Source organism: Enterobacteriaceae endosymbiont of Donacia dentata (assembly GCF_012570745.1).
Classification (GTDB): Bacteria; Pseudomonadota; Gammaproteobacteria; order Enterobacterales; family Enterobacteriaceae.
On the sequence record NZ_CP046212.1, the window covers coordinates 330,008 to 350,170 of the forward strand.

General features: G+C 24.2%; 19 protein-coding genes, 4 tRNA genes, 2 rRNA genes and 1 other RNA gene. 10 read left to right on the forward strand and 16 right to left on the reverse strand.

Features of this window, described 5'->3' with window-relative positions:
* Position 1 precedes the first annotated feature (1 nt).
* The 9 genes from fusA to ung all read right to left on the reverse strand — a co-directional run bounded on the left by fusA (position 2) and on the right by ung (position 7,353).
* Positions 2-2,122, reverse strand: coding sequence for an elongation factor G (gene fusA / locus GJT90_RS01600; protein ID WP_168920139.1), 2,121 nt, complete (start codon positions 2,120-2,122; stop codon positions 2-4).
* 162 nt (positions 2,123-2,284) lie between these two features.
* Positions 2,285-2,755, reverse strand: coding sequence for a 30S ribosomal protein S7 (gene rpsG, locus GJT90_RS01605; protein ID WP_168920140.1), 471 nt, complete (start codon positions 2,753-2,755; stop codon positions 2,285-2,287).
* A 61-nt stretch (positions 2,756-2,816) separates the two neighbouring features.
* On the reverse strand, positions 2,817-3,188 hold the full coding sequence (rpsL, locus tag GJT90_RS01610; protein ID WP_168920141.1) for a 30S ribosomal protein S12: 372 nt from the start codon (positions 3,186-3,188) through the stop codon (positions 2,817-2,819).
* Positions 3,189-3,246: 58 nt separating this feature from the next.
* Positions 3,247-3,546 (reverse strand): sulfurtransferase complex subunit TusB, encoded by a 300-nt coding sequence (gene tusB / locus GJT90_RS01615; RefSeq protein ID WP_168920142.1) that lies wholly within the window; start codon positions 3,544-3,546, stop codon positions 3,247-3,249.
* A gap of 20 nt (positions 3,547-3,566) precedes the next feature.
* Complete coding sequence (tusC, locus tag GJT90_RS01620) at positions 3,567-3,932, reverse strand: sulfurtransferase complex subunit TusC (protein WP_168920143.1); 366 nt, start codon at positions 3,930-3,932, stop codon at positions 3,567-3,569.
* A complete protein-coding gene (gene tusD / locus GJT90_RS01625; RefSeq protein ID WP_168920144.1) occupies positions 3,932-4,330 on the reverse strand; it encodes a sulfurtransferase complex subunit TusD in 399 nt (132 codons plus the stop codon). The genes tusC and tusD overlap by 1 nt, the downstream gene beginning before the upstream one ends.
* 54 nt (positions 4,331-4,384) lie before the next feature.
* Positions 4,385-5,239: an FKBP-type peptidyl-prolyl cis-trans isomerase gene (fkpA, locus tag GJT90_RS01630; protein WP_168920145.1), complete on the reverse strand. Its 855-nt coding sequence runs from the start codon at positions 5,237-5,239 to the stop codon at positions 4,385-4,387.
* A 155-nt stretch (positions 5,240-5,394) separates the two neighbouring features.
* On the reverse strand, positions 5,395-6,501 hold the full coding sequence (gene asd / locus GJT90_RS01635; RefSeq protein ID WP_168920146.1) for an aspartate-semialdehyde dehydrogenase: 1,107 nt from the start codon (positions 6,499-6,501) through the stop codon (positions 5,395-5,397).
* A gap of 171 nt (positions 6,502-6,672) precedes the next feature.
* Entirely contained in the window at positions 6,673-7,353 is a 681-nt protein-coding gene (gene ung / locus GJT90_RS01640) for a uracil-DNA glycosylase (protein ID WP_168920147.1), read from the reverse strand.
* Positions 7,354-7,487: 134 nt separating this feature from the next.
* Between ung and rpsF the strand changes: the two genes are divergently transcribed.
* From rpsF to trpS, 10 genes are all read left to right on the forward strand, one after another.
* The gene (gene rpsF, locus GJT90_RS01645) at positions 7,488-7,850 is read left to right on the forward strand and encodes a 30S ribosomal protein S6 (RefSeq protein WP_168920148.1); all 363 of its coding nucleotides are present in this window, start codon (positions 7,488-7,490) and stop codon (positions 7,848-7,850) included.
* A gap of 52 nt (positions 7,851-7,902) precedes the next feature.
* Complete coding sequence (rpsR, locus tag GJT90_RS01650; RefSeq protein ID WP_168920149.1) at positions 7,903-8,130, forward strand: 30S ribosomal protein S18; 228 nt, start codon at positions 7,903-7,905, stop codon at positions 8,128-8,130.
* Between the two features lie 57 nt (positions 8,131-8,187).
* Complete coding sequence (gene rplI, locus GJT90_RS01655; protein ID WP_168920150.1) at positions 8,188-8,637, forward strand: 50S ribosomal protein L9; 450 nt, start codon at positions 8,188-8,190, stop codon at positions 8,635-8,637.
* A gap of 51 nt (positions 8,638-8,688) precedes the next feature.
* An RNA gene (gene ffs / locus GJT90_RS01660) (signal recognition particle sRNA small type) lies at positions 8,689-8,783 on the forward strand.
* A 48-nt stretch (positions 8,784-8,831) separates the two neighbouring features.
* A complete protein-coding gene (dnaX, locus tag GJT90_RS01665) occupies positions 8,832-9,923 on the forward strand; it encodes a DNA polymerase III subunit gamma/tau (RefSeq protein WP_168920151.1) in 1,092 nt (363 codons plus the stop codon).
* Positions 9,924-10,066: 143 nt separating this feature from the next.
* Positions 10,067-11,953, forward strand: coding sequence for a molecular chaperone HtpG (gene htpG, locus GJT90_RS01670; protein WP_168920152.1), 1,887 nt, complete (start codon positions 10,067-10,069; stop codon positions 11,951-11,953).
* Positions 11,954-12,212: 259 nt separating this feature from the next.
* A complete protein-coding gene (aroK, locus tag GJT90_RS01675) occupies positions 12,213-12,740 on the forward strand; it encodes a shikimate kinase AroK (RefSeq protein ID WP_168920153.1) in 528 nt (175 codons plus the stop codon).
* A gap of 33 nt (positions 12,741-12,773) precedes the next feature.
* On the forward strand, positions 12,774-13,871 hold the full coding sequence (aroB, locus tag GJT90_RS01680; protein WP_168920154.1) for a 3-dehydroquinate synthase: 1,098 nt from the start codon (positions 12,774-12,776) through the stop codon (positions 13,869-13,871).
* A 46-nt stretch (positions 13,872-13,917) separates the two neighbouring features.
* On the forward strand, positions 13,918-14,583 hold the full coding sequence (gene rpe, locus GJT90_RS01685) for a ribulose-phosphate 3-epimerase (RefSeq protein ID WP_168920155.1): 666 nt from the start codon (positions 13,918-13,920) through the stop codon (positions 14,581-14,583).
* Between the two features lie 62 nt (positions 14,584-14,645).
* The gene (trpS, locus tag GJT90_RS01690) at positions 14,646-15,653 is read left to right on the forward strand and encodes a tryptophan--tRNA ligase (RefSeq protein ID WP_168920156.1); all 1,008 of its coding nucleotides are present in this window, start codon (positions 14,646-14,648) and stop codon (positions 15,651-15,653) included.
* A gap of 17 nt (positions 15,654-15,670) precedes the next feature.
* Here the strand turns inward: trpS and crp are convergent, their stop codons facing one another.
* From crp to GJT90_RS01725, 7 genes are all read right to left on the reverse strand, one after another.
* Complete coding sequence (gene crp, locus GJT90_RS01695; protein WP_168894816.1) at positions 15,671-16,300, reverse strand: cAMP-activated global transcriptional regulator CRP; 630 nt, start codon at positions 16,298-16,300, stop codon at positions 15,671-15,673.
* Positions 16,301-16,378: 78 nt separating this feature from the next.
* Positions 16,379-16,453 (reverse strand) — tRNA-Thr (locus tag GJT90_RS01700).
* A gap of 31 nt (positions 16,454-16,484) precedes the next feature.
* Positions 16,485-16,558 (reverse strand) — tRNA-Gly (locus GJT90_RS01705).
* Between the two features lie 53 nt (positions 16,559-16,611).
* A tRNA-Tyr gene (locus GJT90_RS01710) sits at positions 16,612-16,693 on the reverse strand.
* 60 nt (positions 16,694-16,753) lie between these two features.
* Positions 16,754-16,826, reverse strand: a tRNA-Thr gene (locus GJT90_RS01715).
* Positions 16,827-16,895: 69 nt separating this feature from the next.
* Positions 16,896-17,011: ribosomal RNA gene (gene rrf, locus GJT90_RS01720) — 5S ribosomal RNA — on the reverse strand.
* A gap of 66 nt (positions 17,012-17,077) precedes the next feature.
* Positions 17,078-20,012 (reverse strand): 23S ribosomal RNA (locus tag GJT90_RS01725).
* Positions 20,013-20,163: the final 151 nt, after the last annotated feature.

Below are 20,163 nucleotides of genomic sequence, written 5' to 3' on the forward strand. Positions count from 1 at the left end.
TTTATGACTTAGATCTAGATTCAATAATTATTTTTGAAATACTATTAGGTGCTTTAGTATATTTTAAGAATTCCATAGAATATGAAGCCCTTCCTTGACTACAAGAACGTAAATCAGTAGCGTAACCGAACATTTCTGATAATGGTACACAAGCACGTATAGTTTTTCCAGTAGGTATATTATTCATACCTTCTATAATTCCTCGTCTTCGATTTAAATCTCCAATTATATCTCCCATATATTCTTCAGGAGTTTCAACTTCTACTTTCATTATAGGTTCAAGTAAAATAGGATTAGCTTTTTTAAATGCATTTTTAAATGCAATTGCTGCTGCTATTTTAAAAGCTAATTCAGAAGAATCTACATCATGATAAGATCCAAAATGTAGTCTTACTGCAATATTAACTACAGGATAATTTGCCATAGGACCTGATTTTAATTGTTCTTTAATACTTTTGTCTATAGCTGAAATATATTCATTAGGTATTACACCACCTTTTATATCATTAGTAAATAAATAACCTCCATTATTTTTAATAGATTTTAATGGAAATATATCAATTACTACGTGACCATATTGTCCTCTACCTCCTGTTTGTTTTATATATTTACCTTCTATATTTTTAACACTATTTTGTATTGTTTCTCGGTAAGAAACTTGTGGTTTTCCAATATTTGCAGCTACATTAAATTCTCTTTTCATTCTATCAATAATTATTTCTAAATGTAATTCACCCATTCCTGCAATAATCGTCTGATTTGTTTCTATATCAGTCCATGTTCTTAAAGAAGGATCTTCTTTTATTAAACGATTTAATGCTAATCCCATTTTTTCTTGATCTATTTTAGTTGTAGGTTCTATAGCAATAGAAATTACAGGTTCTGGAAATTCCATATTTTCAAGAATTATAGAATTATTAATATTACATAATGTATCTCCTGTTGTAACATTTTTTAATCCAATAGCTGCTGCAATATCTCCTGAATAAACTTTTTTTATTTCTTCTTTTTTATTTGCATGCATTTGAACAATTCTACCAATACGTTCTTTTTGTTTTTTTATTGGATTAAATATAGTTTCTCCATTACTAATAGTACCTGAATATACTCGAAAAAAAGTTAAATTACCAACAAAAGGATCATTAGCTATTTTAAAGGCTAATGCTGAAAATGGATCATTATCATTAGTATTTCTAGTAATTATATCTTTTTTATTATCAATACTAGAAATTCCTTGAATTGGAGGTTTATCTTTAGGAGATGGTAAATAATCAATAATTGCATCTAATAATGATTGTACTCCTTTATTTTTAAAGGCAGAACCACATGTTATTAGAGTAATTTCATTATTTAAAACTCTTTTTCTCAAAGAAGTCTTAATTTCTTCTACAGTAAGATCATATCCATTTAAATATTTTGTTAATAATTTTTCATCTGATTCAACTGCAGATTCTATTAATTTTTGACGCCATAATTTTACTTCTTTATTCATATTAAAAGGTATTTTAGTACAATTACATTTTATTCCTTGATCTTTTTCATTCCAATATAAAGCTTTCATTTGTATCAAATCAATAATACCAGAAAATTTATTTTCAATACCTATTGGTAATTGTAATGGAACAGTTTCTGTTATTAAATTATGTTTTATTTGTTTAATAACTTTTATAAAATTAGCACCCATTCGATCCATTTTATTTATAAAAGCAATTCTAGGAACTTTATATTTATTAGCTTGTTTCCATACTGTTTCAGATTGAGGTTGTACTCCTCCTACAGCACAATAAATCATAACAACTCCATCTAATACTCTCATAGAACGTTCTACTTCAATTGTAAAATCTACATGTCCTGGTGTATCAATAATATTAATTCTATGTTCTTTATATTGATTAAACATTCCTGACCAAAATGCTGTAGTAGCTGCTGAAGTAATAGTAATACCTCTTTCTTGTTCTTGTGCCATCCAATCCATTGTGGCAGCTCCATCATGAACTTCACCTATTTTATGATTGACTCCTGTATAAAATAAAATTCTTTCTGTTGTAGTAGTTTTTCCAGCATCAATATGTGCGCTAATACCAATATTACGATAACGTGTTATAGGAGTTATACGACTCATCTTATTCCTCTAATTTAATTAGATAAAAAATTTTAAAATTATATTAAATATTATTTTTTAATAAAATAATAAATATTGATTTAGCTACACATATCTTTTAATTAATTGATTTATTTTCATTTTAAATTAAAATTAGTTTAATTTTTTTATGATTAAATAGTTTTACCAACGATAATGTGCAAAAGCTTTATTAGCTTCTGCCATACGGTGTATTTCTTCTCGTTTTTTAACAGCATTTCCTTTTTTTTCTAAAGCATCTAATATTTCATTAGTAAGTTTTAAAATCATTGATTTTTCTTGTCTTTTTCTTGCAGCATTAACTAACCAACGCATAGCTAAAGTATTTCTTCTTGTAGGTCTTATTTCAACAGGAACTTGATATGTTGATCCTCCTACTCTTCTAGATTTTACTTCAACTACTGGCCTGATATTTTCCAATGCAGTTAAAAATATATCTATTTCTTTTTTTCCTAATTTTTTAGTGATTAAATCTAATGCAGAATAAACAATAGATTCTGCAATAGATTTTTTACCATCTATCATGATAATATTAATAAATTTAGCTAATAAATCTGATTCAAATTGAGGATCTGGTGTTATTTTACGTTGACTAACTATACGTCTACGTGACATAAAATACTCCATTATTTAATAATTTTACATAATTTATGAATTATAAATTTTTTATTTATTATTATTTAGGTTTTTTCGTACCATATTTTGATCTTCCTTGTTTACGATTTTTTACTCCTGTACAATCTAAAGCACCTCTAATAGTATGATATCTTACACCTGGAAGATCTTTTACTCTTCCTCCTCTTATTAAAATTACTGAATGTTCTTGCAAATTATGTCCTTCTCCAGATATATAAGAAGTTACTTCAAAACCATTTGTTAATCTTACTCTACATACTTTACGTAATGCTGAATTTGGTTTTTTTGGAGTTGTTGTATATACTTTTATACAAACTCCTCTTTTTTGAGGACATGCATTTAATGCAGGAACATTAGTTTTAATAATTTTACGAATTCTATTTTTTCGTACTAGTTGATTAATTGTCGACATATTTTTTCCTAAATAGAAAATTTAATTTATTTTAAATTAAAATTTTTATTTTTATAAATTACCATATAATTTGTTGTTTATTTTTAATAACTAAATCAACAAATTGTTCATAATTTATACGTATAATTTTATTTGAAATATTTAAATCTAAACCTCTAGCTAATATATCATCATCAATAGCAAATATTAATAATTTTATTTTTTCTTTAATTTTAATTATTTTTTTCATAAATTTACTATTATTTAATCCTGCTAATACACCATCTTGAATTAAAAGTAAATCATCATGTTTATTTAAAACTTTTAATAGTAAAGAAAAATCACAGGATGATGGTGAACTAAATAAGGTATATAACATAAGAAATATAATTTATCTAACTAAAAATTCATAATTATATTATAATTAACAATATTTTTTTTCCATAATAATAAATCTATTATTTGAATAGGTACGATCCAATCATTTTTTTTATATTTTTTTATTCCTAATCTTTTTAAAGATTGTGAACAAACAAAAAAACGACTAATATTACATAAATTTAAAATTTTAAAACTTATGTTATAATTTTTTAATAAGATATTGTTTGTTTGTTGACAATTTTTTATTTGTAAAATTCCGTCCCCTATAAAAAATAATGCTATATCCTCAGTAAATGAGGATATAGAAATTACGGCATCAAGTCCTTCTTTACCAAGACTATTTCCATAAGGAGATGTTGTAAATATAAATGCTATTTTATTCATTAAAATTGGACTAATCTATCACAAGTTAATATAGATTTTGCTAATGTACCTAAAGTGGTTATTTTAAATCTATTATTAATTATATTATCATCTGATTGATAATTTAATATTTTAACTTGATCATAATTGTCTTTTATTAAACCTCTTTTCTGGGCAGATGTAATACATATATACAAATTTATATGATATTTTCTACTTAATTTTTCCCAAGAATAAATTAAATTAAATTCATCTTCATTAAATTTAACATTTTTATTAGCATTACAAACACCATCACGATAAAAAAATACACTTTGTACAAAATTCTTTTTTTTTATTACTGCATTAACAAATAAATATGCTGAATAAGAATTTTGTGTATTAAAAGGTGCTCCTGTAACTAATATGATAAAAATCATATATTTTTTTGTTTATTCATAATATTTAATTAATTAAAATACTTACTTATTTTATTATTTAGATATTACTAAAGGCAAAGGCATAATATCTAAAAGTTCCATATCAAATATTAAAGTAGAATTAATTGGTACACCAGGAATTATTTCTGCACCATAAGCTAATTTAGGAGGTACAACTAATGTAATTTTACCACCTGTTTTAATATATTTTAATCCTTCTTGCCAACCAGGCATTACTTCTTGTAAACTTATATATAATGGTTCTTTTAAAGATGAATTATCAAATATAGTACCATCAATTAATTTTCCTTTATATTTAATAACTATTATTATATTATTATTAGTTATTTTTTTACCTTTTCCCATTTTTATAATTTTATATACTAATCCACTTTTACTTTTTTTAGCATTTTTTTCTTTTAAAAATTTTTTAATATATTTTTTTGCTTTAATATTATTTTGTTGTGCTTGTTTTTTTGTTTCTTGTATTGTGTATTCTTGTATACCATCATTATATTTTTGAAGTTGTTTATCAATTTCATCTTCAGATATTTTAACTTTTTTATCTAAAACATCAGATACACCTTTAAGAATAATTTTTTTATTTAAAATAAATTTATATTTATTTTGTGATTGGAATGTTTTTGATAAATAATTACCAATATAGACTCCTAAAGCATAAGACATTTTTTCTTGTTCAGTTAATAAATAAATATTTTTTTTATTATTTTTTAAATTTAATTTCTTTTTTATAATTATTTTTTCTTTTTTTATAATAATTTTATTTTTATTTTTATTATTCCACCAAGATGTATTTTTTAATAAAAATGCATTTGTATTAGATATATTTAAACCAATAATTACCATTAACATAATAAATATTGATTTTTTTTTAGTAAAAAATCTCATTTTTGCTCCAAAGTTTTTAATAAGATTAATTTTTAAAAATTTAGAATATATTATAATTTTGATATAAATAAGATAATTTATTATCTTATTTATATAAAATATTACTTTTAATAAATAAAAAAAACAAGTTAAAAAAAACATTTTTTTAAAAAAATTTAAATTAATAATTTTAACATTCTTCTTAATGGTTCTGCAGCACCCCAAAGTAATTGATCACCAACAGAAAACATGGAAAAACAATTTTTATCTATATTTAATTTTTTTATTCTACCTACTGGTATATCTAATTTACCATTAATAAAAGATGGAGTAAGAAAATTAATAGTATCATTAAAATCATTTGAAATAATTTTTACCCATTTATTATGAGAATTAATAATATTTTCAATATTATTTATAGATATATTTTTTTTTAATTTTATTGTAAAAGATTGACTATGAGAACGTAAAGTAGCTACTCTAACACAAGTACCATCTACTGGAATAATTTGGTCTAAATTTAAAATTTTATTTGTTTCAAATTGACCTTTCCATTCTTCTTTAGTTTGTCCATTATCCATTTTTTTATCTATCCATGGAATTAAACTATTAATTAAAGGTACCTTAAAATTATCTTTAGGAAAATTAGAAGAATTCATCTTATTACTAATTTCTTTTTCTATTTCTAGAATGTTAAAAGAATCATTAATTAAATGAGATATATTTTGATATATATATTTCATTTGGTTAATAAGTTCTTTCATAAATTTAGCACCAGCACCTGATGCTGCTTGATATGTAGAAACAAAAATCCATTCGATAAGATTATTATCAAATAATCCTCCTAAAGCCATTAACATTAAACTAACAGTACAATTTCCTCCTACAAAAGTTTTAATTCCCATGTTTAATTTTTGTTCTATCAATTTTAAATTAACAGGATCTAATACAATAACAGAATTTTTTGATGTTCTTAAATTAGATGCGGCATCTAACCAATAACCATTCCAACCTTTTTTTCTTAATGTATAATAAATTTTATTTGTATAATCACTACCTTGACATGTGATAATTATATCTAATTCAAATAATTTTTCTAAATTATAAGCATTTTGTAATTTTATATGTTTATTTTTTAAATTTGGGAAAGGAATAGATTTTCCATATTGAGAGGTAGTAAAAAAAATAGCATTAATATTTTGAAAATCTTTTTTTTTTATCATTCTTTCAATAAGAACAGACCCTACCATACCTCTCCAACCAATAAATCCTACATCTTTCATCATCATACCTTATAAAATTATTTTATATATCTGTTTAATAAAAATATTTATATGATATTATCAGTTTTTAATTTTAAAAGAATTATAAAAAATATAATTATTTTATAAATTTTAGTTTATATAATTAAATAATCAATAAAAAATAAAAATTAATTTTTTTAAATATAATATTTAAAAAATTTTATGTATATTCCAGTTAATTGGTTTTTTTTTATGAAAAATAAGATATTTATTTGTTTTAGAAAAATGTTTACAAAAATAAAATCCCTTATAAAATGAAAAAGGTGATGGATGAGATGAAGTTAATACTAAATTATTTTTTATTAAAAAAGATTTTTTTTTTGCATATGTCCCCCATAATAAAAATACAATATTATTATAATTTAGATTAATTGTTTTTATTACATTATCTGTAAATTTTTCCCAACCAATATTATAATGAGATCTAGGTTGTCCTTTTATGACTGTTAAAATAGAATTTAAAAGCATTACACCTTCATTAACCCAATCTATTAAATAACCATGTTTAGGAATAATAAAATCTGGTATATCGAATTTTAATGCTTGATATATATTTTTTAACGTAGGAGGAATTTTTATATTGGGCATAACTGAAAAAGCTAAACCATTTGCTTGATTATTATTATAATATGGATCTTGTCCTAAAATAACTACTTTTATTTTATTAAAATTTATTTTTTTAAAAATATTAAAAATATATTTTTTTTTAGGATAAACAATTTTATTTTGAGTAATATCCATATTAATCTTTTTTATTAATTTTATAAAATAATCTTTTTTTTTTTCTTTTTTAAAAAAATTTTTCCATATAATGTCTTTATTTTTAATCATAATATATAATGAATTTTAAATATAAAATTAAATTATTAATATATAAATATTATCTTATTTTTTAATATTAAAAAAATTTTTTCATCTTTATTTTAATATTTATAAACATAATCTATTTATAAGGAAAAATATAAATGAAATACTATGAAATAGTATTAATGATAAATCCAGATCAAAGTGATCAAATAAATAATATCATAAAATATTATAAAAAATTTATTTTTAAACATAAAGGATCAATTTCTAGATTTGAAGATTGGGGTAGGAGACAATTATCTTATCCTATATTAAAATGGCATAAAGCTCACTACATATTAATAAATATACTTTTAGATAGTAATTTAATAAAAAATATTGAAAAAAGTTTAAGAATTAATGAAAACATTATAAGATATCTTATAATAAAAACAAAAACAGAAAGAAAAAATATATCTTATATTTTAAAATCTAAAGATGAACGTCAAGAAAAAAGAGATGATGTTATAAAAACAATATAATTATATTTATGAAAACAATTGATATATGTTTAAAAAATTTTGGAGTTATTACATGATACGTTATTTTCGTCGTCGTAAATTTTGTCGTTTTACTGCAGAAGGAGTTAAAGAAATTGACTATAAAGATATAAATATTTTAAAAAATTTTATTACTGAAAGTGGTAAAATTGTACCCAGTAGAATTACTGGTACTAAGGCAAAATATCAACGTCAACTTACAAAAGCCATAAAATTAGCAAGATATCTATCTTTAATATCATATACTGATCATCATAAATAAATTCGTAAGATTATTATTCGAATATTACATATATTAAATAATCAAGAGTATTAAATAATGAAAATAATTTTATTAAATGCTATTCCTGGTTTAGGAGAAAAATCACAAATTGTAAAAGTAAAACCTGGATATGCTCGTAATTTTTTAATACCTAATAATAAATGTATTTCTGCAACAAAAATTAATATTGATTTTTTAAAAAAAAAATTATTAGAAAAAAAATCTCAATTATTAAATATTTTAAATAATGCTAAATTAAGATTAGAAAAATTTAATCATATAAAAAAAATAGTAATTAAAGCAAAAGCAGGTAAAACAGGTAAATTATTTGGTTCAATAGGTAGAAATGATATTTTAAAAAAAGTGAAAGAAATGGGATTTGATATTTTAAAAAAAGAAATAAAATTACCTATGGGACATATAAAACATATAGGAGATTATAATATAATTTTTCAATTTCATAAAAAAATTTTAGTAGAAAAAATAGTTAGTATAATAAATAATTAATAAATTGACTAATTAAAAAAATTAATTATAATATATAATATTATGTAGAACATGATTATTTACAACAATATTATTTTGTGAACCCAGTCAGGTCTGGAAAGAAGCAGCTGTAGCAAATTTAATATGTGTAAAAAAATAGTCATGTTCTATTAAGTTTTTAAAATTTTGATGATATAATAAATTTTTATAATAAAATGAATTCTCATGTTTTGGCTACAAAATGGCGTCCCCAATCATTTATTGATGTTATTGGCCAAGATTCTACAGTACAAGCTATAAAAAATAGTTTATCTACGAAAAAAATTCATCCTGCTTGGATATTATCAGGTAGTAGAGGTGTAGGTAAAACAACAATAGCACGTATATTTGCAATGGGATTAAGTTGTATAAAAGGCATAACAAAAAATCCATGTGGTTTATGTGAAATTTGTGTTTCTATAAAAAACAATTCTTTTTTAGATTTAATTGAATTAGATTCTGCATCTAAAACTAAAGTAGAAGATATTAGAGAAATACTAGAAACAATTTATTATCCTCCTGTTAAAGGAAGATATAAAATATATATTTTTGATGAATTTCATATGTTATCAAAACATAGTTTTAATGCATTATTAAAAGTTTTAGAAGAACCTCCAAAATATATAAAATTTATTTTTGCAACAACAGAACTAAAAAAAATACCTATAACTATAAAATCTAGATGTTTACAATTTCATTTACAATTAATTGAAGAAAATTTAATTTTTAGTCAATTAAAAAAAATTTTGAATAAAGAAAAATTTCAATATGATAAAGAAGCCATAAATATTATAGCAAAAACAGCTAATGGAAGTATGCGTGATGCATTAAGTTTAACAAATCAATTAATATCTATGGGTTCATTAAATATTAATAATGTTTCTTTAATGTTGGGATTAGTTGAAAAAAAATATTTATTTTTACTATTATATAATTTAAAAAATAAAAAAAATAATTTAATTTTAAATTTAATTAATAAAATATCTGTTTTTAATATTAATTGGGAAAATATAATAACAGAAATAATGATTTTAATACATAATATATTAAAAATTAAAATTTTAAATAAAAATTCTCAATATTTTTTGAAAAATTTAGATTTTAATAATGTAAAATTTTATGAAAAAATTTATAAAAATTATTCAGAACAAGAATTAAAAATTTTATATAAATTTTTTAGTAAAGGAAAAAAAAATTTATATCTTTCCCCAAGTCCTAAAATAGGATTTGAAATGATTATATTAGAAATCATAATCTATTTTAATTAAAAAATAATATTTTAATTTAAAATAATAAATGAATAAATTAAAATTAAAATTTTAATCTTTAAAATAATCGAAAATAATATTGAATTTTTATAAATAAAAATATATATATTTTACGTTATAATATAAATAAGAGAGAAATAATTATGCAAAAAAAAGAAACTTTAAATTTTCAATCTGAAGTAAAACAATTATTACATTTAATGATTCATTCTCTTTATTCAAATAAAGAAATATTTTTAAGAGAGTTAATATCTAATGCTTCTGATGCTATTGATAAATTAAAATTTAAAACTTTATCTAATCCTGATTTATATGAAAATGATTCAATATTAAAAGTACAAATTTCTATAAATAAAGAAAAAAGATTAATTATTATTAGTGATAATGGTATTGGTATGACTCGTGAAGAAGTTATTAGAAATTTAGGTACAATAGCAAAATCTGGAACTAAAGATTTTATTAAATCTTTAAATTTATCTTTAAATAAAAAATCAGAAAAAACTTCAGAATTAATAGGTCAATTTGGTGTTGGATTTTATTCTGCTTTTATAGTTTCTAATAAAGTTTCTGTTAAAACAAGATCAGCCGGAAAACCTATTAATCAAGGAGTATTTTGGGAATCTACAGGAGAAGGTAATTATCAAATTTCAAATATAAATAAAGAATTTCGAGGCACAGAAGTTATTTTACATATTCGATCTAAAAATGATGAATTTTTAGATACATGGCGTATAAAAAATATAATTAATAAATATTCAGAATATATTTCTTTACCTATAGAAATTAAGATGTACAATGAAAAGGAAAAAAAATATTATTGGGAACAAATTAATAAGGCACAAGCTCTTTGGTTACGTAATAAAAGTGATATTAGTGAGAAAGAATATAAAGAATTTTACAAACAGTTAACATATGATAATATTGATCCAATAGTTTGGAGTCATAATCATGTGGAAGGTAAACAAGAATATATTAGTTTATTATATATTCCTTCAAATGTTCCATGGGATATACGTAATCGTGATTATAAAAATGGATTAAAATTATATGTTCAAAGAGTTTTTATCATGGAAGACGCAGATCAGTTATTACCTAAATATTTAAGGTTTGTAAGAGGTTTAGTTGATTCTAATGATTTACCTTTAAATATTTCAAGAGAAATTTTACAAAAAAATAGTATTATCCATAATATGAAGATTGCTTTAACAAAAAGAGTTCTTAATATGTTAGTTAATCTTACAAAAAAAAAAGATATATACAGTAATTTTTGGAAAAAATTTGGTTTAATTTTTAAAGAAGGACCTGCTGAAGATATAAAAAATAAAGATATTATTGTTAAATTATTACGTTTTTCATCAACATATAATAAAAATGATGAACAAAATGTGTCTTTAGAAGAATATATTCAAAGAATGATTAAGGGACAAAAAAAAATATATTTTTTAACATCAGATAATTATATTTCAGCAAAAAATAGTCCACATCTAGAATTTTTTTATAAAAAAGGAATTGAAGTATTATTATTAACTGAACATATTGATGAATGGATGATAAGTTATATTACAGAATTTGAAGGTAAAACATTACAATCAATTAGTAAAGAAGATGATTCATTAGATGAATTTATTAAAAATGATCATAATAGTTCTAATCAAAATAAAATAGAAGATGAATTTAAACCTTTTTTAGAAAAAATACAAAATTTATTAGGTAATCAAATAAAAAAAGTAAAATTAACAAATAAGTTATTAAATACACCTGCTATTGTTACTACAGATGTAAATGAAATGAGTACTCAAATGGCAAAATTATTTGCTGCTGCTGGACAAAAAATTCCAGAAATTAAGTATAATTTTGAATTAAATCCTAATCATGTTTTAGTAAAAAAAATTTTAACAATAAAAGATGAAAAATATTTTTCTGAATTTATTCATTTATTATTAGAAGAAGCTATTTTAGCAGAAAAAGGTACGTTAGAAAATCCACATAAATTTATTCATCGTATAAATTCTTTTTTATCTAAAATATAAATTTTTTTTTTAGATAAGATAATTAAATAATGAATTTTATTATCTTATCTTTTATTTATAAAATAAATTAAATTTTATTTTAAATTTATTTAATTTATATATATTTTAGGTTAAACTATTTTATAGTTAAATTTAAATATCTAAAAATCTATTAAAATAATTATTTTTAAAATATTTTATATAAAGATATATATCTTGTCTTTTTATTAAAAAAAGATAAGAATTTTATTCACAACTAAATTACTAATTTAATAAAAAAATGGCAGAAAAAAGAAATATATTTTTAATAGGCCCTATGGGAGCTGGAAAAAGTACAATTGGACGTCATCTTGCAAATTTATTAAAAATGGAATTTTTTGATTCAGATCAAGAAATTGAACGTCGTACAGGAGCCGATATAAATTGGGTATTTGATGTAGAAGGTGAAAAAGGTTTTAGAAAACGTGAAAAAAAAATTATTAATGAAATAACTCAAAAAAAAGGAATTATATTAGCAACAGGAGGAGGATCAATAAAATCTAAAGAAAATAGAAAATTTTTATCTTCTAGAGGAATTGTAGTTTATCTTAAAACAACTATAGAAAAACAATTAAGTCGTACTAAAAGAGATAAAAAACGTCCTTTACTTAATATTGATAAAAATCAATCAGCTCAAGAAATTTTAAATAATTTAGCTAAAAAAAGAAATCATTTGTATAATGAAATAGCTGATATTATAATTAAAACTGATGAACAAAGTGCAAGAATTGTAGCTAACAAACTTATTAAGTTATTAGAAAAAAATTAATTTTACTAATATTAATAAACATTAAAGGTTATTATGGGAAAAACTATTTTAGTTGCAACAAAAACACATAATTATCCTATTATCATAGATTTTAATTTATTTGATACACCATTATCTTTTCCTTTTTTAAAGAAAAATGACAATGTTATGATTGTAACTAATAAAATAATTTTTTCTTTATATTTTAAAAAAATTTGTAATCAATTAAATAATATTGGTGTTAAAATAAATTATGTTATTCTTCCTGAAGGTGAAAAATATAAAACATTAGTAACAGTAAATATTATTTATACAGCATTATTACAAAATTTATATAATAGAGATACTACTCTAATTGCTTTAGGTGGAGGTGTTATTGGTGATATCACTGGATTTGCAGCATCAAGTTATCAAAGAGGAGTAAATCTTATACAAATACCTACTACTTTATTAGCTCAAGTAGATTCTGCTGTAGGAGGTAAAACAGCAGTAAATCATGCTTTAGGAAAAAATATGATAGGTAGTTTTTATCAGCCTAATAGTGTAATAATTAATTTAAGTTGTTTATATACTTTATCCAAAAGAGAATTTTCTGCTGGTATGGCTGAAGTTATAAAATATAGTATTATTTTTGATAAAAAATTTTTTTGTTGGTTAGAAAATAATATCTATAATTTATTTAATTTAGATAAAGAATCTATACTTTATTGTATTAGTAAATGTTGTAATTTTAAAGCTAAAATTATTTATGAAGATGAATATGAAAAAAATAAAAGAGCATTATTAAATTTAGGACATACTTATGGACATGCTATAGAATCAAAATTAGGATATAAAAAATGGTTACATGGTGAAGCTATTTCAGTAGGAATTGTTATTGCTGCATTAACTTCAGTAGAATTAAATTTACTTAATAATAAAGAAGTAACAAGAATTATTAATTTACTGAAAAAATGTAATTTACCAGTTCAAGGACCGGTAAATATGAATGATAAACAATATTTAAAATATATATATAGGGATAAAAAAATAAACAATAATAAAATTAATGTAATTCTTCCAATTAAAATTGGAAAAACAATTATATATAAAAATATTTCTGAAAAAATTATTTCTAATGCTATTAATAAAAATAAAAATTTAATTTTTTAGAATATTTATTCTATAATTAAATTTTATTATAATAATAGATTATAAAATGAAAAAATTTTTAATTGCAGCATCTATTTTATCAGCTAATTTTGCATTTTTAGGAAAAGAAATTTCTAATGTAATTAAATCAGGAGCGGATATTATTCATTTTGATGTTATGGATAATCATTATGTTCCTAATTTAACTATTGGCCCTTTAGTACTAAAATCTTTAAGAGATTATGGTATAAAATCAATAATTGATATACATTTAATGACAAATCCTGTGGATAATTTAATAGTTGATTTTGCAAATGCAGGAGCAGATATTATTAGTTTTCATCCTGAAAATTCTCTTCATATTGATAGAAGTATTTCTTTAATAAAAGAACATGGCTGTAAAGCAGGACTAGCATTTAATCCTTCTACTTCTTTAAATTATTTAGATTATATAATAAATAAATTAGATATAATATTAATTATGTCAGTAAATCCAGGTTTTGGAGGACAAAAATTTATAAGTTATATTTTTAATAAAATTAAAAAAGTTAAAAAAATTATTAATAAAAATCAAAAAAAAATTTTATTAGAAGTTGATGGAGGAATAAATATAAATAATATAAACCAAATAGCTGTTTTAGGAGTAAATATATTTGTGATAGGTTCTGCTATTTTTAATAGTTCATTATCATATAATAAAACAATAAAAAATATAAAAGATTCTATTAAATAAAAATATTTAAGAAATAAATAATTATTAAAATATTTCTTAATTTACTTAAAAATAAAAAAATTATGAAAAAAAAAGAAATAGTATTTAGTGCAATTCAACCAACTGGGTTGTTAACCATTGGTAATTATATTGGAGCTTTAAGTCAATGGAAAAAATTACAAAAAAAATATTTTTGTATTTATTGTATAGCTGATTTACACTCTCTGACTATATATCAAAAAGATTATATTTTAAATAAAAATATACTTGATACTTTATCTATGTGTTTAGCATGTGATATTGATCCAAAAAAAAATATTATTTTTATACAATCTCATGTTCCTCAGCATTCTCAATTAAATTGGATTTTAAATTGTTTTACTAATTTTGGTGCATTAAATAGAATGAATCAATTTAAAGAAAAAAAAAAATTGAATAAACAAAATATAAATGTTGGTTTATTTAATTATCCAATTTTAATGGCTGCAGATATATTATTATATAAAACAAATAAAGTACCTGTAGGTAAAGATCAAGTTCAACATATTGAACTTGTTAAGAGTATTGCTTATAAATTTAATGATATTTATGGAAATATTTTTAATATTCCAGAAAAAAAATTAAATGATTATGGTTCATGTGTTATGGCTTTATTAAATCCCATAAAAAAAATGTCAAAATCTGATCCTAATAAAAATAATATTATTAGTTTATTTGATGATGATATGATGGTTAGGAAAAAAATTAATAATGCTGTTACTGATTCAGATTTTCCACCTAATATTAAATATAATTTATATTCTAAACCAGGTATTTCTAATTTAATTACTATATTAGCAAATATAACTGGAAAATCTATAGAAGAAATAGAATTAGATTTTATCAATAAAAATTATAATGATTTAAAAACATCCGTAATATATAACTTATGTATATTTTTAAAAAATTTAAGAAAAAAATATTATTTTTATAGAAATAATGAAATATATTTAAAAAAAATTATGTTTAATGGAGCAAAAAAAGCTAAAAAACATGCTAAAATTACATTAAATAATGTATATAATTCCTTAGGAATTAATTTTAAATCATAAAATAATTAAAAAATATTTTATCTAGTTCCATAAACTACAATAGTTTTACCATGTACATAAATTAAATTACGATTTTTGAGTATTTTAAGTGTACGTCCTACTGTTTCTCTTGAACAACCAACTATTTTCCCTATTTCTTGACGAGTTATTTTTATTTGCATACCATCTGGATGAGTGATAGCTTCTGGAGATTTAGCTAAATTTAATAAAGTTTCAGATATTCTATCAGTAACGTCTAAAAAAGCTAAATTACTTATTTTTTTAAAAGCATTTTGTAATTTATTAGCAAGTTGTAAAGAAATTTTCATAAGAATATTATTATTAATTTTAATTAAGTTAAAAAAATTTTTATAAGAAATTTTTGCCAACTCGCATTCTGTTTTTAATTTAACTACTGTAATCTCTTTATAAACATTATAAAAAATACCCAATTCACCAATAAAGTTACCCGAACTTAAGTAATTAAGTATAATTTCTTTACCATTCTTATTTTTAATAGAAACCATAATAATTCCTTTTAAAATATAGTATAAATTTTTAGAAATATTTCCTTGTTTAATTAAAATTATTTTAGAAGGGTACTTATTAATATGACAATAAGAAAGAAACCATTCTATAGTAGAATCTTTTTGTAACTTAAGAATCATTAGTAATTATCCTTTGATGATCTATGTATTATTATTATATAAATTTTATATTTAAAAATATTTTATATTTAAAAGATATGCTGATACCCAGAATTGAACTGGGGACCTCATTCATACCAAGAATGTGCTCTAACCTTTCTAAGCTATATCAGCTAAAATAATATTAATTTATTTTGTAAAAAATTGGAGCAGGTAGCGGGAATCGAACCCGCATTTCCAGCTTGGAAGGCTAGAGTAATACCATTATACAATACCTGCATATCTATAATATATAGAAATAGAATATTTTAAAAAAATATTAAACTTTTTATTGGTGGGAGAAGGATTTGAACCTTCGAAGTCTTAGACGACAGATTTACAGTCTGCTCCCGTTAACCACTTGGGTATCCCACCATATCATAAAAATATTTTTTAAAATAATTTCATTTTTATATAATAAAAAATTATATTTTATGCCGGTTACCGGAATCGAACTGGTGACCTACTGATTACAAGTCAGTTGCTCTACCTACTAAGCTAAACCGGCATTTTAATATTAAAAATATTTAAATTTATTTTATAATAATAAATAAATTTTTATTTAAAAATAAAAAAATCCTGGTATTTTCCTACTCTTACATAAGGAGACCTTACACTACCATCGGCACTACAATGTTTCACTTCTGAGTTCGGAATGGATTCAGGTGGTACCATTGCGTTATTTATACCAGGATTTTTTTTATTAAAAGTATTTATTAAATTTAGTTAATATTGAAATCTAAACGATTCTGGTGTTGTAAGGTTAAGACTCACGGGTGTTTATTAGTACTGGTTAGCTTAACATATTACTATGCTTACACATCCAGCCTATCAACGTCATAGTCTTTAACGTCCCTTAAGGAATTTTTATAAATAATTAATAAAAATTCAGGGAAGATTAATCTTAAGGTAAGTTTCGCACTTATATGCTTTCAGCGCTTATCTTTTCCGTATTTAGCTACCGGGCAATGCCATTGGCATGACAACCCGAACACCAGAGATACGTTCACTCCGGTCCTCTCGTACTAGGAGCAAATCCTTTCAATCTTCCAACGCCCACGACAGATAGGGACCGAACTGTCTCACGACGTTCTAAACCCAGCTCGCGTACCACTTTAAATGGCGAACAGCCATACCCTTGGGACCTACTACAGCCCCAGGATGTGATGAGCCGACATCGAGGTGCCAAACACCGCCGTCGATATGAACTCTTGGGCGGTATTAGCCTGTTATCCCCGGAGTACCTTTTATCCGTTGAGCGATGGCCCTGTCATATAGAAACCACCGGATCACTAAGACCTGCTTTCGCATCTGTTCGAATTGTCATTCTTACAGTTAAGCCAGCTTTTGCCTTTGTACTAACCTCACGATTTCCGACCGTGATTAGCTGACCTTAGTACTCCTCCGTTACTCTTTAGGAGGAGACCGCCCCAGTCAAACTACCCACCAGACACTGTCTCTAACCCGGATAACGGGTTTAGGTTAGAATAATAAATATTAAAGGGTGGTATTTCAAGGTCGACTCAATATTAACTGGCGTTAATATTTCATAGTCTCCCACCTATCCTACACATTAATATTAATTATTCAATATCAAGCTATAGTAAAGGTTCACGGGGTCTTTCCGTCTTGCCGCGGGTATACTGCATCTTCACAGCAAATTCAATTTCACTGAGTCTCGGGTGGAGACAGTCTGACCATCATTACGCCATTCGTGCAGGTCGGAACTTACCCGACAAGGAATTTCGCTACCTTAGGACCGTTATAGTTACGGCCGCCGTTTACCGGGGCTTCGATCAAGAGCTTCTTATAAATAATAACTCTTTCAATTAACCTTCCGGCACCGGGCAGGCGTCACACCGTATACTTCCACTTACGTGTTTGCACAGTGCTGTGTTTTTAATAAACAGTTGCAGTCAGCTATTATCTTAGACTGATTTCAGCTCCAAAAGTAAATTTCTTCACCTACAATCAGCGTGCCTTCTCCCGAAGTTACGGCACTATTTTGCCTAGTTCCTTCACCCGAGTTCTCTCAAGCGCCTTAGTATTCTCTACCTGACCACCTGTGTCGGTTTAGAGTACGATTCAATATTATTTATAGCTTAGAGGCTTTTCTTGTAAGCAGGGTATCAATTACTTCGTACAGTAAAGTATTTCGTCATTACGTCTCAATGTTAACAATTATTCGGATTTTCCTAAATAATTCATCTACGCGCTTAAACCAAGATAACCATCACTTGGCTAATCTAACCTTCTCCGTCCCCCCTTCGCAAATAATACCAAGTACAGGAATATTAACCTGTTATCCATCGACTACGCTTTTCAGCCTCATCTTAGGGATCGACTTACCCTACCTCGATTAACGTTGGATAGGAACCCTTAGTCTTTCGGCGAATAGGTTTTTCACCTATTTTATCGTTACTCATGTCAGCATTCGCACTTCTGATTTCTCCAATAAACTTTACAATCTATCTTCAACAATTTACAGAACGCTCCCCTACCCAATAAATAAATAAATCACTTATTGTCGCAGCTTCGGTGTATAATTTAGCCCCGTTATATCTTCCGCGCAGGATGACTAGACTAGTGAGCTATTACGCTTTCTTTAAATGATGGCTGCTTCTAAGCCAACATCCTAGCTGTTTATGCCTTCCCACTTCGTTTCCCACTTAATTATAACTTAGGGACCTTAGCTGGCGATCTGGGTTGTTTCCCTCTCCACAACGGACGTTAGCACCCGCTGTGTGTCTCCCGTGCTAACATTATTCGGTATTTGAAGTTTGCATCGGATTGGTAAGTCTGGAAGACTCCCTAACCGAAACAGAGCTCTACCCCCGAATATGAATTACACGAGGCGCTACCTAAATAGCTTTCGGGGAGAACCAGCTATCTCCCGGTTTGATTGGTCTTTCACCCCTAACCACAAGTCATCCGCTAATTTTTCAACATTAGTCGGTTCGGTCCTCCAGTAAGAATTACCAAACCTTCAACCTGCTCATGGTTAGATCACCGGGTTTCGGGTCTATATCTTGCAACTAAACGCCCTTTTAAGACTCGGTTTCCCTACGGCTTCCTTATACAGTTAACCTTGCTACAAAATATAACTCGCTGACCCATTATACAAAAGGTACGCAGTCACATTTTACAAAATGCTCCTACTGCTTGTACGTATATGATTTCAGGTTCTATTTCACTCCCCTAACCGGGGTTCTTTTCACCTTTCCCTCACGGTACTAGTTCACTATCGGTCAGTCAGTAGTATTTAGTCTTAGAGGATGATCCCCCTATATTCAAACAAGATTTCACGTGTCTCGTTCTACTCTTTGAAACTATAATTATTATATTTTAACATACGGGACTATCACTCTGTATCGTATATCTTTCCAGATATTTCTGCTAATATAATAAATATGTATGTTTCTGGACTATTTCCTTTTCGCTCGCCACTACTAAGAAAATCTCTATTGATTTCTTTTCCTCAGGATACTTAGATGTTTCAGTTCTCCTGGTTTGCTTCATTATCCTATGTATTCAAATAATGATAATATATAGTTAAATATATTGGGTTTCCCCATTCGGATATCATCGATTAATAACGTTTCGAATCAACTCATCGATGCTTTTCGCAGATTAGCACGTCCTTCATCGCCTCTGACTGCCAAGGCATCCATCATATACGCTTATTTACTTAACCTTACAACCCACAATCGTTTATAAAAAATTTAATATTAACTTAGAAAAATAAATACTAAAAAATAAATACTAAAATTTTTTTAAAAGATAATTATCTAATTTTAAAAGAACAAATTTTTTTAAAAGATAATTATCTAATTTTAAAAGAACTA

Coding starts and splice junctions, on each gene's coding strand:
- fusA (WP_168920139.1), bottom strand. CDS start 2,122: ATGAGTCGTATAACTCCTATAACACGTTATCGTAATATTGGTATTAGC.
- rpsG (WP_168920140.1), bottom strand. CDS start 2,755: ATGTCACGTAGACGTATAGTTAGTCAACGTAAAATAACACCAGATCCT.
- rpsL (WP_168920141.1), bottom strand. CDS start 3,188: ATGTCGACAATTAATCAACTAGTACGAAAAAATAGAATTCGTAAAATT.
- tusB (WP_168920142.1), bottom strand. CDS start 3,546: ATGTTATATACCTTATTTAGTTCACCATCATCCTGTGATTTTTCTTTA.
- tusC (WP_168920143.1), bottom strand. CDS start 3,932: ATGAATAAAATAGCATTTATATTTACAACATCTCCTTATGGAAATAGT.
- tusD (WP_168920144.1), bottom strand. CDS start 4,330: ATGATTTTTATCATATTAGTTACAGGAGCACCTTTTAATACACAAAAT.
- fkpA (WP_168920145.1), bottom strand. CDS start 5,239: ATGAGATTTTTTACTAAAAAAAAATCAATATTTATTATGTTAATGGTA.
- asd (WP_168920146.1), bottom strand. CDS start 6,501: ATGAAAGATGTAGGATTTATTGGTTGGAGAGGTATGGTAGGGTCTGTT.
- ung (WP_168920147.1), bottom strand. CDS start 7,353: ATGATTAAAAATAAAGACATTATATGGAAAAATTTTTTTAAAAAAGAA.
- rpsF (WP_168920148.1), top strand. CDS start 7,488: ATGAAATACTATGAAATAGTATTAATGATAAATCCAGATCAAAGTGAT.
- rpsR (WP_168920149.1), top strand. CDS start 7,903: ATGATACGTTATTTTCGTCGTCGTAAATTTTGTCGTTTTACTGCAGAA.
- rplI (WP_168920150.1), top strand. CDS start 8,188: ATGAAAATAATTTTATTAAATGCTATTCCTGGTTTAGGAGAAAAATCA.
- dnaX (WP_168920151.1), top strand. CDS start 8,832: ATGAATTCTCATGTTTTGGCTACAAAATGGCGTCCCCAATCATTTATT.
- htpG (WP_168920152.1), top strand. CDS start 10,067: ATGCAAAAAAAAGAAACTTTAAATTTTCAATCTGAAGTAAAACAATTA.
- aroK (WP_168920153.1), top strand. CDS start 12,213: ATGGCAGAAAAAAGAAATATATTTTTAATAGGCCCTATGGGAGCTGGA.
- aroB (WP_168920154.1), top strand. CDS start 12,774: ATGGGAAAAACTATTTTAGTTGCAACAAAAACACATAATTATCCTATT.
- rpe (WP_168920155.1), top strand. CDS start 13,918: ATGAAAAAATTTTTAATTGCAGCATCTATTTTATCAGCTAATTTTGCA.
- trpS (WP_168920156.1), top strand. CDS start 14,646: ATGAAAAAAAAAGAAATAGTATTTAGTGCAATTCAACCAACTGGGTTG.
- crp (WP_168894816.1), bottom strand. CDS start 16,300: ATGATTCTTAAGTTACAAAAAGATTCTACTATAGAATGGTTTCTTTCT.